The organism is Pseudomonas sp. MYb13, assembly GCF_002980075.1.
Taxonomy (GTDB): domain Bacteria; phylum Pseudomonadota; class Gammaproteobacteria; order Pseudomonadales; family Pseudomonadaceae; genus Aquipseudomonas; species Aquipseudomonas lurida.
Map to the genome: position 1 here is coordinate 107,824 of NZ_PCQI01000004.1, position 14,791 is coordinate 122,614.

12 protein-coding genes and 1 tRNA gene are annotated in these 14,791 nt (G+C 58.2%); 8 read left to right on the forward strand and 5 right to left on the reverse strand.

Translation table 11 applies throughout. From position 1 onward, the window contains the following. Positions 1–3 precede the first annotated feature (3 nt). Positions 4–954, forward strand: coding sequence for an alpha-E domain-containing protein (locus tag CQ002_RS09885; RefSeq protein WP_034108286.1), 951 nt, complete (start codon positions 4–6; stop codon positions 952–954). Continuing rightward, the gene (locus tag CQ002_RS09890) at positions 951–1,754 is read left to right on the forward strand and encodes a transglutaminase family protein (protein ID WP_105162738.1); all 804 of its coding nucleotides are present in this window, start codon (positions 951–953) and stop codon (positions 1,752–1,754) included. The genes CQ002_RS09885 and CQ002_RS09890 overlap by 4 nt, the downstream gene beginning before the upstream one ends. 65 nt (positions 1,755–1,819) lie before the next feature. Here CQ002_RS09890 and CQ002_RS09895 read toward each other — a convergent pair whose 3' ends face one another. Beyond that, a complete protein-coding gene (locus tag CQ002_RS09895) occupies positions 1,820–2,626 on the reverse strand; it encodes a cytochrome c (protein WP_105163159.1) in 807 nt (268 codons plus the stop codon). Between the two features lie 647 nt (positions 2,627–3,273). On the opposite strand from CQ002_RS09895, the gene CQ002_RS09900 reads away from it, so the two are divergent. The 3 genes from CQ002_RS09900 (at position 3,274) to CQ002_RS09910 (ending at position 7,465) form a co-directional block, all read left to right on the forward strand. Continuing rightward, a complete protein-coding gene (locus CQ002_RS09900; RefSeq protein WP_105162737.1) occupies positions 3,274–4,479 on the forward strand; it encodes an acetyl-CoA C-acetyltransferase in 1,206 nt (401 codons plus the stop codon). A gap of 16 nt (positions 4,480–4,495) precedes the next feature. Beyond that, on the forward strand, positions 4,496–6,643 hold the full coding sequence (locus tag CQ002_RS09905; protein WP_105162736.1) for a 3-hydroxyacyl-CoA dehydrogenase NAD-binding domain-containing protein: 2,148 nt from the start codon (positions 4,496–4,498) through the stop codon (positions 6,641–6,643). Between the two features lie 96 nt (positions 6,644–6,739). Next, the gene (locus CQ002_RS09910; protein WP_069078056.1) at positions 6,740–7,465 is read left to right on the forward strand and encodes an amidotransferase; all 726 of its coding nucleotides are present in this window, start codon (positions 6,740–6,742) and stop codon (positions 7,463–7,465) included. Here the strand turns inward: CQ002_RS09910 and CQ002_RS09915 are convergent. The 3 genes from CQ002_RS09915 to CQ002_RS09925 form a co-directional block, all read right to left on the reverse strand. Further along, the gene (locus CQ002_RS09915; protein WP_034108278.1) at positions 7,462–8,433 is read right to left on the reverse strand and encodes a magnesium and cobalt transport protein CorA; all 972 of its coding nucleotides are present in this window, start codon (positions 8,431–8,433) and stop codon (positions 7,462–7,464) included. The two genes, CQ002_RS09910 and CQ002_RS09915, sit on opposite strands and share 4 nt — an antisense overlap. 138 nt (positions 8,434–8,571) lie before the next feature. Next, positions 8,572–9,312 carry a 1-acyl-sn-glycerol-3-phosphate acyltransferase gene (locus CQ002_RS09920; RefSeq protein ID WP_034108277.1) on the reverse strand — a complete coding sequence of 247 codons (741 nt, stop codon included), beginning with the start codon at positions 9,310–9,312 and terminating at the stop codon, positions 8,572–8,574. A gap of 211 nt (positions 9,313–9,523) precedes the next feature. Beyond that, a complete protein-coding gene (locus CQ002_RS09925) occupies positions 9,524–10,216 on the reverse strand; it encodes a crotonase/enoyl-CoA hydratase family protein (RefSeq protein ID WP_034108276.1) in 693 nt (230 codons plus the stop codon). A gap of 321 nt (positions 10,217–10,537) precedes the next feature. Between CQ002_RS09925 and CQ002_RS09930 the strand changes: the two genes are divergently transcribed. Then, positions 10,538–10,627 (forward strand) — tRNA-Ser (locus CQ002_RS09930). Positions 10,628–11,259: 632 nt separating this feature from the next. Here CQ002_RS09930 and CQ002_RS09935 read toward each other — a convergent pair. Further along, positions 11,260–12,945, reverse strand: a complete 1,686-nt coding sequence (locus tag CQ002_RS09935; RefSeq protein ID WP_146117464.1) for a YfjI family protein — start codon at positions 12,943–12,945, stop codon at positions 11,260–11,262. Between the two features lie 233 nt (positions 12,946–13,178). Here CQ002_RS09935 and CQ002_RS09940 point away from each other — a divergent pair, with 233 nt between their 5' ends. Together CQ002_RS09940 and CQ002_RS09945 are read left to right on the forward strand one after the other, a co-directional pair. Further along, a complete protein-coding gene (locus CQ002_RS09940; RefSeq protein ID WP_105162734.1) occupies positions 13,179–13,367 on the forward strand; it encodes an AlpA family transcriptional regulator in 189 nt (62 codons plus the stop codon). A 607-nt stretch (positions 13,368–13,974) separates the two neighbouring features. Then, complete coding sequence (locus CQ002_RS09945) at positions 13,975–14,562, forward strand: inovirus-type Gp2 protein (RefSeq protein WP_305977928.1); 588 nt, start codon at positions 13,975–13,977, stop codon at positions 14,560–14,562. Positions 14,563–14,791 lie beyond the last annotated feature (229 nt).

A 14,791-nucleotide genomic window follows, 5' to 3' on the forward strand; every position in this document is an offset into this window, starting at 1 on the left:
GCCATGCTGAGTAGAACTGCCTCGGATCTGTACTGGATGTCGCGCTACCTGGAACGCGCGGAAAACCTCGCGCGCATGCTCGATGTCAGCTATTCGCTGTCGCTGATGCCCCAGGACGGGCGCGGTGACGGCTTGCATGAACTGGCCATGCCGTTGTTGATCACCGGCACCCTGGACGATTACCACGAACGTCACGGCCAATTGCACGCCGAACGCCTGTTGCACTTCTTTGCCCTGGATGCGGCCAACCCGGCCAGTATCTACAGCTGCCTCGGCGCGGCGCGGGCCAGTGCCCATGCGGTACGCGGGCGGATTACCGCCGACATGTGGGAAAACATCAACGCGACCTGGCTGGATATTCGCGACATCGCCCAGCAGGGCCTGAGCCGCTATGGCATGAGCCGGTTCTGCGAGTGGGTGAAGGAGCGTTCCCATCTGTTTCGCGGTGCCACCTACGGCACCATCATGCGTAACGACGCCTTCCGGTTTATTCGCCTGGGGACCTTTATCGAACGTGCCGACAACACGCTGCGCCTGCTGGACGCCCGCTATGAAATGGCCGGCGATCGCGCCGAGGCGGTCACCGATGGCACGGCCCACGCCTACTATCAGTGGAGCGCCTTGCTGCGCGCGTTGTCATCGTTCGAGGCCTACACCGAAATTTATCGCGATGCCCCCGGCGCGCGGCAAGTCGCCGAATTGTTGCTGTTGCGCGCCGATGTGCCGCGCTCGTTGCGTGCCTGCAGCGAAGAGATCGACCAGATCCTCGCCAGCCTGCCTGGCATCAACGGCCGCCCGGCCCAGCGCCTGGCTGCCGAGATGGATGCGCGCCTGCGCTTTACCGCCATCGATGAAATCCTTGAGGAAGGCCTGCACGCCTGGCTGACCGACTTCATCCCCTTGGTCCGCCAGTTGGGCGACGCCATCTACAGTTCCTACCTGGAGGCGGCATGAGACTCTCCATCAGCCACGAAACCACCTACCACTACGAAGACCAGGTGCGCGCCAGCATCCAGTACCTGCGCCTCACGCCCCACGACAGTGAGCGCCAGCACGTGCTGAGTTGGCAGCTCGACCTGCCGCGTCCAGTGCGCGCCCAGGTGGACCCGTTCGGCAATATCCTGCATGTGCTGACCTTGGACGAACCCCATGACGCCATCATCATCGGCGCACGTGGCCAAGTGGACATCGACGAATTGCGCGAGGCTGAACACGAGAGCCAATCGGCGTTCCCGTTCCTGCGCTGCACCCGCCTGACCGAGCCCGATGAAGCCCTGCGCGGCTTTGCCGAGCAGCATTGTCATCAACGTCGCGACCGCACGGCGTTGATCGACCTGATGCATGCGCTTAACCAGACGATGGTCTACACACCCGGCGCAACCGAAGTTGACACCTGCGCTGCCCAGGCCTTCGCTGGCCGTGCAGGCGTGTGCCAGGACCACACCCACGCGTTCCTGGCCTGCGCACGCAGCCTCGGCATCCCTGCGCGGTATGTGTCGGGCTATTTGTACTCGGAGGACAGCACGCACCTGGCCAGCCACGCCTGGGCCGAAGCCTGGCTGGATGACGCCTGGTACAGCTTTGACGTGACCAACCAGTTGGCCCGTCCGGAGCGGCACTTGAAACTGGCGGTGGGGCTGGATTACCTCGATGCGTGCCCGGTACGTGGCATGCGTCGCGGCGGCGGGCATGAGCAAATGCATGCCAAGGTATTCGTGGCGCCGACACCGGTGATCTCCGTCCAACAGCAATAGTTCGGACCACCACCGATCGGCTGTAGGGGCCGACAAACCGGCTCCTACAGAAGGCATCGCCAGGTTCAGGGATGTTGCTTGCGCCCCGCCATATGCTTCAAATACCCCACCAACAAATCCAGCTCATTGTCCGGCAACACACTGGCGGCGAACGCGGGCATCTTCGCCTGTGGCCAATGCCGCAAGCTCTGCGGATCACGGATATAGCGCTTGAGGAAATCACCGCCGAAATACTCGGTGGGGTTGTAGGGGATATTCAGGTCGGGCCCCACTTGCGCATCACCGGCGCCATTGAGACGGTGACACGCCAGGCAGTTTTTCTGGAACAGCGCAAAGCCCTGGTTGACCGGGTCATTGGCCGCCAGTTTCGGGTCCGGCAACAACGCCGGAAAGCGCTCCGCCACCGTCTTCAATTGCTTGATGCCGGAGATCTGGAACGGCCACTGCTCCGGGCTGATATGCCCGGCTTGCGGGTTGGTCCACACCAGGTAGAACGGGCCTGCACTCGGCTTGCCATCTGCCAGTGCGGGCCATGGCTGGGCCGGATCTTCCACCGCCAGCCAGGCGCGTGCGCCGTGGTTTTCCAACAGCGGCGCAGCCGTGAGTTCGGCGGCGAACCCATCGAGGGCAACGGCCTGCAGGTGGCTCTCAGGATTCACGCCCGATAGCAGCACCGCCAGCGGCACTGCGCGATAAGTCATGGTGCGCTTGTAGGACACGTCATCAATGATCTGCACCGTTTGCGCCTGCGGGTGCTTGAGCAAATCGGCGGTCTGCCAGGTTCTGGTGGTGTGGTCGAGCTCGACGGTCAATTGCGCCGCCGAAGCGGGAAGGCCGATCAGCAAGGCGAGGAGGGCGAGGATGGATTTCAAGACGAAGGCCCGGATCAAAGTGGCGATTAGGCTCACGATACCGGAAATCGGCGCGTAAAAAGACAGCCCCTGCAGGACCGCTATGCGCAATGTCCCGGCAGGTGCTGCCAAAAGCTGCAAGCCCGGTGCTGTGATTGCACGGAATAGGGGCGTGGCGTGGTCACCCAATAACCTTGGTCAAGTTGGGCAAGATCAGAATCAGTGTGGTGGCGAACAGAATGAGTCCCGCCTGACGTACTTTCGAATGCTTGAACATGGCTGACTGCCTTTTGTTGTTATTCCTGAGCGTCAATACGAGCCGGTTTTTATTTCAGTATGGCCAGATGACGTGTCGCTTTTCTTACAGCTGCTCCAGCAAAACCCGGCAGCAACGTCTTACTGATTCAACCTTAGAGCCCTCGTTCTTCGCGGCTTAGAATCATTTCATATCAGCTAATCAGCATTTGAGCTTAAAAAGGCATGAGGCAGATAGCCATATTGGCGCCAATGCCTTGGCTAGACAGCTAAAACGATTAATCAAGCATTTACCTCAAGAGGCTACCGTTCGTCCGAGCGAGGGGGTCAAAAGCAATGAGCGCATCCGTCATTGAAACCGTGTCAATCGGGCCTAAGGTAGAGGCACACATGCACAGCGGTTCGAGGACGTCATGACCCAAGCTTTGATCTTTGATGCGATACGTACGCCCCGTGGCAAAGGTAAGGCAGACGGCGCCTTGCACAGTGTCAAACCGGTGAACCTGGTAGCCGGCCTGCTCACCGCCCTGGCCCGGCGTAGCGACCTCGACACCCTCCAGGTGGACGACATCGTGCTCGGCTGCGTAACCCCGGTGGGCGACCAGGGTGCCGACATCGCCAAGACCGCCGCACTGGTGGCGGACTGGGACATCAGCGTCGCCGGTGTACAGATCAACCGCTTCTGCGCCTCTGGCCTGGAAGCGGTCAACCTGGGCGCGATGAAAGTGCGCTCCGGTTTCGAAGACCTGGTGGTGGTCGGTGGCGTCGAGTCCATGTCCCGCGTGCCCATGGGCACCGACGGTGGCGCCTGGGTGCTCGACCCGCAGACCAATATGCACAGCCACTTCACACCACAGGGGATTGGTGCAGACCTGATCGCCACCCTGGAAGGTTTCACCCGCGAGGACGTCGACACCTTTGCCCTGCATTCACAGCAGAAAGCGGCCAGGGCCCGCGCGGACGGTTCCTTCAACAAGTCGCTGATTGCGGTGCAGGACCAGAACGGCATCGTGCTGCTGGACCATGACGAGTTCATTCGCGGCGACTCCACCCTGGAAGGCCTTGGCAAGCTCAAGCCCAGCTTCGAGATGATGGGGCAGATGGGCTTCGATGCCACCGCGCTGCGGGTCTACAGCCATGTGGAGCGCATCAATCACGTGCACACGCCTGGCAACAGCTCCGGCATTGTCGATGGCGCTGCGCTGATGTTGATCGGCTCCGAGGCCAAGGGCCGCGAGCTGGGGTTGCAACCGCGCGCACGCATTGTCGCCACGGCGGTCACCAGCACTGACCCGACCATCATGCTCACCGGCCCCGCGCCAGCCACGCGCAAGGCCCTGGTCAAGGCCGGCTTGCGCGTCGAAGACATCGACCTGTTCGAGGTCAACGAAGCGTTTGCCTCGGTGGTGCTCAAGTTCATCAAGGACATGGGTATCGACGCGGGGCGCGTCAACGTGAATGGCGGCGCTATCGCCATGGGCCACCCGCTGGGTGCCACCGGCTGCGCGATCCTCGGCACGCTGCTCGACGAACTGGAAGTGCGCCAGCAGCGCTACGGCCTGGCCACCTTGTGTGTCGGCGGTGGCATGGGCATCGCCACCATTATCGAACGCCTCTGAGCCCAAGGAATTTGTCATGATCCAAGCCATTCGTTACGAAAAAGGCCAGGACGGTATCGTCGTGCTGACCCTCGACATGCCCGGCCAGAGCGCCAACACCATGAACGGCGTGTACCGCGAGGCCATGGCGGCCACGGTGGAGCGCCTGGAGGCGGAAAAAGACAGCCTTGCCGGGGTGGTGATCACCTCGGCCAAGAAGACGTTTTTTGCCGGTGGCGACCTCAATGAACTGATCAAGGTCGACAAGGCCCACGCCAACGAATTCTACGACAGCGTGCGGGTGTTGAAAGCACAGCTGCGGCGCCTGGAAACCCTCGGCAAACCGGTGGTGGCCGCCATCAATGGCGCCGCGCTGGGAGGCGGCTGGGAGATTTGCCTGGCGTGCCATTACCGCGTCGCACTGGACGACAAGTCGGTGCAGCTTGGCTTGCCGGAAGTCACCCTGGGCCTGCTGCCGGGTGGCGGCGGGGTCGTGCGCATGGTGCGTATGCTGGGGCTGGAGAAGGCCTTGCCGTATTTGCTCGAAGGCAAGAAAGTGCGACCACAGCAGGCGCTGCAAGCCGGCCTGCTCAATGAGTTGGCGGCGGACCGCGATGAGTTGTTGGCCAAGTCCCGCGCCTGGATTCTGGCCAACCCGGACGCCAGGCAACCGTGGGACAACAAGGCCTACCAGATCCCCGGCGGTACACCGTCGAGCCCGAAAGTTGCGCAGATGCTGGCGATCGCGCCGTCGATCCTGCGCAGTAAAACCAATGGCTGTTTCCCCGCCCCGGAGAAAATACTCTGTGCTGCCGTTGAAGGCGCCCAGGTGGACTTCGATACCGCGCACCTGATCGAAACCCGCTACTTCACCGAACTGGTGACAGGGCAGGTGGCAAAAAACATGATCGGCACCTTCTGGTTCCAGCTCAACGAGATCAACGCCGGCAGTTCACGGCCGCAAGGCTATGCGCCTTATGTCACGCGCAAAGTCGGCGTGCTGGGCGCGGGGATGATGGGGGCGGGCATCGCCTATGTCAGCGCCAGCGCAGGCATCGAGGTGGTGCTCAAGGACATCAACCTGGCCGCTGCCGAGAAGGGCAAGGCGCATTCGGCGACGCTGCTGGACAAGAAGGTCAGCCGTGGGCAATTGACCGCCCAACAGCGGGAAGCCACCCTGGCGCGCATCCATCCTACGGCCTCCGACGGCGACCTGGCCGGCTGTGACTTGATCATCGAGGCGGTGTTCGAAGACCGCGAACTCAAGGCCAAGGTCTCGGCCGCGGCGCAAAGCGTGGTGGGTGCCGACGCGGTGATTGCGTCCAATACGTCCACCTTGCCCATCAGCGGCCTGGCCACGGCCGTGCCGGATCAAGCCAAGTTCATCGGCCTGCACTTCTTCAGCCCAGTGGACAAGATGCCCCTGGTGGAAATCATCAAGGGCGCCCGCACCAGCGATGAAACCCTGGCGCGAGGGTTCGATTTCGTACTGCAAATCAAGAAAACCCCGATCGTGGTCAACGACAGTCGTGGCTTCTTCACCTCGCGGGTGTTCGGCACCTTCACAAATGAAGGCATCGCCATGCTCGGTGAGGGCGTGGCCGCGCCACTGATCGAGACCGAAGCCCGCAAGGCCGGCATGCCGGTGGGGCCGCTGGCGGTGTCGGATGAAGTCTCGCTCAGCCTGATGAGCCATATCCGACAGCAGACGGCCAAGGACCTGCAGGCGGAAGGCAAGCCCGTGCCGACACACCCCGCGACGGAGGTGATCGACTTGCTGGTTAACGAGTACAAGCGCGTGGGCAAGGCGGCGGGAGGCGGTTTCTATGAGTACCCCAGCGGCGCACAGAAACACCTGTGGCCCGAGCTGAAAAGCCGCTTTGAACGGCCCGATCAACGCATCTCGCCGCAGGATGTGCGCGATCGCCTGCTGTTCATCCAGGCCATCGAGACCGTGCGCTGTGTGGAGGAGGGGGTATTGATGTCCACGGCCGACGCGAACGTGGGGTCTATTTTCGGCATTGGCTTCGCGGCGTGGAGCGGTGGCGCGTTGCAGTTCATCAACCAGTACGGCTTGAACGACTTTGTCGCCCGCGCTCGCTACCTGGCCGAGCAATATGGCGAACGCTTCACGCCGCCGGCGTTGTTGCTGGAGAAAGCCGCGCAGGGTGCGGTGTTCAAGTGACCGTGTCCCGGTGATCAAGGGGGCTTGCCTTGAAGGGGTATTTCAAGGCAGGCTCTGGGGTGTGCAATATTCCCATCACCGTGTCAGGTATTTTTTATGTCGCTACGCGTCTGTATCCTGGAAACCGATATCCTGCGTCCAGGCTTGATCGATCAATACCAAGGGTACGGGCAGATGTTCAAGCGCCTGTTCTCCAAGCAGCCGATTCCCGCCGAGTTCGTCGTCTATAACGTGGTGAACGGTGAGTACCCATCGGACGACGAAGTGTTCGATGCTTACCTGGTGACCGGCAGCAAGGCAGACTCCTTCGGCACCGACCCCTGGATCCAGACCCTCAAGACATACTTGCTTGAACGTTACGAGCGCGGCGACAAATTGCTCGGTATCTGCTTCGGTCACCAGTTGCTGGCACTGCTGCTGGGCGGCAAGACCGAACGCGCCGGCCAGGGCTGGGGCATGGGTATCCATGACTACAAGCTCGATGCCAAGGCACCGTGGATGAGCCCTGAAGTGCAAGAACTGACGCTATTGATCAGCCACCAGGACCAGGTGACCACGTTGCCGGAGAACGCCACGGTCATCGCCTCCAGCGCGTTTTGCCCGTTCGCGGCGTACCACATCGGTGATCAAGTGCTGTGCTTCCAGGGACATCCGGAATTTATCCACGATTATTCCCGCGAGTTGCTGGAGATTCTTCAGACAACCCTGGGCGAAAAGGTCTACACCAACGGTGTGGCCAGCCTGGAGCGCGACCACCACGGCGCAACCGTGGCGGAATGGATGATGCGCTTTGTCGCACACAAATCCGAAGCCCAGGTTTAAAGCCAACCCGAACGCTTGAAACTGGCCCACAAGCCGGTACAACCCGCCGCAATAAACCCGAGCACCGCAAAATAGCCGTAGTGCCATTGCAGCTCGGGCATGTTCTGGAAGTTCATCCCGTAGATCCCTGCCACTGCGGTGGGGAACGCGAGAATCGCCGCCCACGCGGCGAATTTGCGCTGCACCACGCTCTGGCGCGAAGCCTCCAATAACACCCCGATCTCGATGGTCTGGCTGGCAATATCGCGCAGGGTGGTGAGGTCTTCCATCTGCCGTGTCACGTGGATCTGCACGTCACGGAAATACGGGCGCATGTTCTTGTCGATAAAAGGGAAGCTGAGCTTCTGCAGTTCCTGGCTGATCTCCACCATCGGCGCTACATAGCGCTTGAGTCGCAGCACGTCGCGACGCAGGCCGTGGATCTTCTGGATGTCGCGCTCGCTCAGCGAACTGCACAGCACGTTGCGCTCAAGCTCGTCGATCTCGGCATGGATCGCTTCGCTTACCGGCTGGTAGTTCTCGGTAACGAAATCCAGTAGCGCGTAGAGGACGAAATCTTCGCCGTGCTCCAGCAATAACGGTCGTGCCTCACAGCGCTGGCGTACAAAGCCGTAGGACGCGGAGTGACCGTTGCGTGCAGTGATGATGTAGCCGTTGCCGGCAAAAATATGGGTTTCGATGAACTCCAGCTTGCCGTTCTCGCGCACGGGTGAGTACGTGACGATAAACAGCGCATCGCCGAAGGTTTCCAGCTTGGGGCGGCTGTGTTTTTCCAGGGCGTCTTCGATGGCCAATTCATGCAGGTTGAACTGGCGTTGCAGGTTGGCCAGTTCCTGGGCGTCGGGTTCTTCCAGGCCGATCCACACGAAGTGGTTGGGTTTGGCGGCCCAGGCCGCGCCTTCATCGAGGGTGATATCCGTGACTTTCTTACCGTCGCTGTAGACGGCGGCCGCAACAACTCTACCCATGGTGCTGATCGCTTCTTATTGGGATGACTGGTGTTGGGCAGCTTAGCCTGAATGACGTTCCGTCGTAGCTGCCGTTGCGGCAAGCCTTTTCGTGGTGAGCGAGCGTGCTCGCGCGGGGGGCGAGGCGCGCCCCTCCGGTTAGAGAGGGCGCGGCGCCGAGACGGTTTGCAATTCGCGATCCATTGCCTCTATGCACGCCTGCATCTGCGCGTGGCAAGTCTGCATCAACGCCGGGATGTCATCTGAGGTCAGGCCTGTCGTAGGAATTGGCGGCAACGAGCGTATGAGCACATCACCACTGTTCCAGCGATTGAGTTGCATGTGCGTGACGTAGTTGCTGACACACACCTGCACGATAGGCACACCGGCCGCAATCGCCATATGGAACGCGCCTTTCTTGAACGGCAGCAAACCCTTCCCGAGGTTGCGCGTGCCTTCCGGGAACACCCAGATCGAGGTGTCTTCGTGCTGCAACGTGCGGGTGGTGGTGAGCATCGCGCGACGTGCCTTGTGCGCATTGCCCCGGTCGATCAGCACATTGCCCGCCAGCCAGAACAGCTGGCCGAACAGCGGCACCCATTTCAGGCTTTTCTTGGCGATGCACACCGTGCGATGCGGCACCACGTTGCCGAACACGAACAGGTCATAGTTGGACTGGTGGTTGGCAATGATCACGCAGGTGCCGGGCTTGTTGCGCAGCGAGTCCACGTCGGCCTTCACGTTCAACCGCAATATCCGCATGGCCGGCAGCGCGTAGAGGCGAGCACACAGGCGGCTGTTGTCCGGGTTGAACGGCCGGCAGAGACCCAGCACCACACCCAGCACACCGGCGAGCATAAAGTGCAGGCCCATCAACAACATACGCAACAGAAAAAGCATCGACACGGCCCATCGGGACAAAAGGTGGCGCAGTGTACGGTTGTGCACTGTGTTCGGCAATTACCCCGGCAGAGGTCGGAGATAGGCGATGTTTAAGTGCATGTTTCAACAACTGCCGACACAGGCACGCTAGAGCGGCTGAAGAAGATTCGGATTATGCGTAAGAAAAAGCCCGACTCAAGGTCGGGCTCTGGCGTATCAGAGGCGGGGCTTAACTCAGAATGTGCCCCTGGTCCTGAATGATGGCGTCGTCCAGGGCTTCCAGCAGTTCCTTGCGCACTTTCAACTTGGTGTGCTTGTGGGCGTTCATATTGATCTTCTTCAACTGACGCGCGGCTTCCATTGCGGCGGCATGCAATTCCTCCGGTGCCACCACCTTGTCGAGGAAACCCGCTTGCAAGGCGCCCTGTGGGTCGAACATCTCGGCATTGATCACCGACCGGTGGAATGCCGACTTGCGCAGACGATCCCGCGCCAACTCGATACCGGCATGGTGCATGGTCATGCCAATCGCCACCTCGTTCAGGCCAATGCTGAACGGGCCTTCCACGCCAATCCGGTAATCCGCCGACAACAGCAGAAAGGCCCCTTTGGCCACCGCATGCCCAGGGCACGCCACAATCACCGGGAATGGGTGCGACAACAGGCGACGCGCCAACGTCGAACCAGACGTCACCAGGCCGATCGCCTCTTTAGGGCCGGCGGTCATCACCTTCAAATCATAGCCACCCGACAGAATCCCTGGCGTGCCGGTGATCACCACCACCGCCCGGTCCTTCTCCGCCTGGTCCAGCGCTTCATTAAACGCACTGACCACCGCAGGAGAAATGGCATTCACCTTGCCGTTGCTCAAGGTCAGGGTCGCGATACCGTCTTCGAGGTGGTAGGCAATCAACTCACTCATGACGCGGTTCCTTGTAGGACTTGTTATAGAAGTATGCAGCAGACGTTACCCACCACACCCGCCTCGGTAAAGCGCTGTGACTGACTGGTCAGTCAGACTTTTGCCCTATCAAGGCGTGCTGGAATGCCTGGGGCAGGGCGCAATCACCGTCCCAGACGCACATCGCCGATGCCTGAGAATGGCACAATCACCGCCCCTTGCCGGGCGAGGAACGGGATAACCTGCTAACCGCATGAATATTCTGAAAAAAACCTTTGCCATCAGAAAGGCTTTCGACTACATTAGCGCGCCTCGACAGACTGAACTGGTTTGACGAGATACGGTGAAGTGTCCGAGTGGCTTAAGGAGCACGCCTGGAAAGTGTGTATACAAGAAATTGTATCGAGAGTTCGAATCTCTCCTTCACCGCCATATTTTACTGAAAAGCCCCGTTTTTACGGGGCTTTTTTGTATCTGGTTATTTTGTTCCCCCATCTGTTCCCCCATCTGGATTTCGAGGCATTTCTTTCCTCGGAAGCCTGTCGATAGTTCCGCTGCGAGTCTATCGCATCATGCGACGTGCGGCATTTGCATCGATTCAAGTTGCAGGGAGTCCTTTCCGCACGTGTTGTAGCTTCAACCCAGATTCACCTTTCTCTAGCAGTCATATTTAAACGCAATGAGGTTGAGTTGCATCCTTAGCGTCTTCATCCGTCTTCGGCCTTTCGACGTGCGTCTATCTCGTCGCGATTCAAGGGTGGCTGGCGCGCATCATCGATGAGCCCTCACCAGGCCTCTCCATGCGTCACTCATATGGCTCACCAGTCCAATAATATTCGAGAGTCCTATCTTGGGCGTGCCGTCGATTTTGTGATTTTCCTCAGTTGCTTAATTTGCCTCGGCCTAGTTTGGTTAGATCTGCCTGGTTATAAGCGGACTAAATCAATCACGCTATCGTGATAATTCCGATACAATATGTTATAACGTATCGCATATGTGTAAAAATTTCATCGATGCTGTGAGTGGTTGATGTTAATTGCCTTTGCGCTTTTCCCGCTTGGCAGCTACATTCGGATTTTTATGAAGTAGCCTGATGTATTTACCAACCCGCGGCGCCGCTCAGGTTCCCAATACTCTTGCTCACTGAACAGCGGTAACTCTTTAATGGTGATAATTTCGCCGTTCTTAACTTCAGGTTTTCGTTTGAGCAAAATGGTTTCCTGAAAACGATAGTAGCTTCCTACCTTGTCGACATGCCCGAGCTGGATTAACAACTTAATCGTCGCCTCGAGTCGCTCGGCACTGGCGCGGCCTCTCAGAGTGCTGGGGCCGTACTGTTTTACCTGTGTCAATGTGAATTGGGTTTTTGCCCCCGGCTTCAAATCGTTAGGTCGAGGCATATTAGCGGAACCGCTGATTGGGTTGATTTCATTTTTGCGTGCAGTTCTCGGCTCTTGTTCTGTACGGGACTCTTTGTAAGCCGTTTGCAACAAGTAGTGCACTAAATTATTGGCATCTGTAACAAGTTGCGGCTCATTAGCCAGATGGTCGATGAAGTGTTTTGAGCAAATCTGTGCGAACTTCCAACAAAACTGCAGGGTGGATTCTTCAATCTCGATGTCGTTGTCCAGCTCGCGCTCGAACATATGTAGGATGGCCGCCAGGCGGCTGGTGTTTTCGAGCAACTTGGAGGCGTGATCCTTGAGGTAATAGTAGAGGCCGTTCTCTTGCATCTGCTGTTCGAGGCCTCGACTGCACTGAAGCCAGAATTCTGCTGCTGACTCCGAAAAGCGCAATACCTGGCGGTCAGTCTTAACGGGGGTGGTCAGTCGTTCGTGGATGCGGGTATTGAATGCCTGTTGGCGCGGCAGTGCAGATAGTTTGACCGGACTGCGTTGACCCGCCATTTGACGCGGTTTGACGACCAAGAAGCGAGCGAGGAATCCCGTGCCGCGGGCTTCCTCACCGCGTTTGCCCATGAAACGTGCTATCACGCTCGGCTGCGCCATGAGCGACAGTGTGAGTCGGGCATTTTGGAGAATAAAGCCTGCTCTTGAGACGCGATCAACGATCACGCTGTTGCCATCCCAGAGGGTGTTGAGTTTGTCTAGTTCGCCCAGGGCTTTGCCACTAAAAATACTGCTGGCTTCGCTGGTCAGCAGGCAACCGTTCGGCGAGTTTTCATAGAGCATTTGCACTAGCGCTTGTGGGGTCGTGTCTTCGTAGAGAAATTTGCCCGAGCGCTCAGGTTGCGGTTCAGTCCTGACGTGTTCGGCGACAGCATCCCGAGCGGCGAGCGTTGCGGGTTCGTCTTGTTGAGAGGCGCACTTGCTGTAGGTGCGCTCTAAATGGCGTTTATGCGTGCCCCAGAGATGGTGTTTGACCTTGTGCTCCGCCAGGGCTTCATTGTTGGCCTTATACGCCGAATCATTTCGCGCGTTGATGGCCTTGAAGAAGTAATTCTGCGTCGTGGTCTTCCGCTCACCGGAATCAGCAATGGTCAACAGCATGAGTGAGGTCGGTACTTTATGCCCGGTGGGCATTTCGACATCCACGTGCCCCTGACAGGCTGTTGCCATAGCGCCGAAGGCGCACATTATCGCCATCTCTCGGTGAACCTGCAGTTCTCGGGCAGCCTCTCTCACCGCCCCGTCCAACAAGCTGTTTTCACGGAAACTCGGCCAAATGTCCTGCGAGGCATCTGAATAGGTTTCAATCATGGTGGGAATTTCAACATCAATCGAATTCACTTTTATCTGCTATATCCGCTATTTATAGCGACAATAGCAGACGAAATTAATAATTCCACTCTCTATTATTGAATAAACGACGACGCGACCCTGAGCTCGCGTTGTCTTTGAGTCACGCAGGTTATGCGTTTTAGGTGCGGGAAGCTGCCTCAGCGAAGTAGGTGCAGGAGCCCGGTGTGAGTCATTTTTTACTAACCCAGCCATTCCTCTGAGCCATACAGAGGAGCCCGCTCATGCGAATCATCCGACTGAAGCAAGTCACCGACTCCACCGGCCTGGCACGGTCGACCATCTACAAATACATCGCGGAATGTACCTTCCCGAAACCGGTACCACTGGGAGAGCGCAGCGTTGGTTGGGTGGAGAAGGAGGTACACGATTGGATTCTGGCTCGGATCGAGGAGCGCGACCTGGCCGAATGAGTTGCAGTCTGGCGAGAGCTGACTACCGGGCATAAGTGCCATGACTGGCTAGCTGCCAGTCATGGCACTTATGCCGATTAGCAGTTGGGAGCTCCCCCCAAGGGACTGTCAACGATGCTTGCGTGCCCTGCATTGCATTGAATTGAATTGAGGTCCAGCGCTGGTCTGGTTGGTGCCTAGTTGATATTTCCCCAGAGTAAACCGCCCCTTGAAGACGCCTGCGAATGCTGTGTTTGTGGACGAATTCATTCCGTCAGACCTGTGCGTGCCCGGTGGCTAGTCCTCGGAAAACAGTACTACGCTATAGCTCCTATAACCATTATGTTTATAGCTCCTACAACTCTACTCCTACAGCGCTTATAACCTTTTTAATCCAGTGACTCGGAACCTATATACCCAACAGGGTAATCAGCATCTAGAGATACCAGCCGGCTGAGAGGGGACCCTGGAATCTGAATCCCTCCAGTTAAAAACAACACAATCGGCTTGAGGTATGACCTAACAAACAGGACATACCGTCATGACCCCTTCATTCAAACCCAAACGCATCCCTGGTAATACGAATCTGCGCTACTGGCATGAAAGTACCTACGATGGTTACCCGCTCATGTTGGACAAGGGCCCCTTCATTGAGCAGTACTTGGAAAAGCTGTACCAGACTCTGCAATACGCTCTGTCTGACTACGCCCGTGTATTTGCCTTCAGATTTGACTTGAGGCTGCCCTGTGGGAAGCCGCTGCCTGATGATGCGATGACTAACCAGGTGATACAGCGCTTCAAGGCGTCACTGGACGCGCAGATCAGTCATGATCGTGAGCGGGCACGGATGCGCAGTAGATCATCCCATGACACGTGCGCGAGGCTATTTTGGGTGAGAGAGGTAGGGAAGGGCGGCCGGCCTCATTACCACTGCATCGGGTTTCTCAATCGTGACGCCTACTGCTCGCTTGGCTATATCAAGTCTACGAGCAAGAACATGTACAACCGTCTCACATTGGCTTGGGCTAGCGCGCTTCGTCTACCGGTGGATGATGTGCTGGGTGCCGTACATGTTACTAAGGACGCTACTCATCACTTAGCTCGGCATGACTATCTCGGTCATGATGAGTTCTTTCGCCGCTCTAGCTATCTGTGTAAGTCCGCTACGAAGGTCTTTGGTGATGGTCAGCATGGATGTGGAGGGAGTCGGTGCTAAGGGGCGTTGATATGTAGGCGGCTGGGGTTCAGTTGCAGCCGATGGTCGATGCGTTGCGCGAAGTGGTACTCGGGCAGCAGGTTAAGGGCTAGAAGGTAAGCTGGATGTTGGGTGCGAATTTACCGCCGCCGACTTGTACAGAGAAATTCACTCCTGTGCCTTCATGAGCCTCATGGACAGTGCGTTGTTCGACGCGCATCTGGGTTTCTGCGTCAGTAATGACATCCCA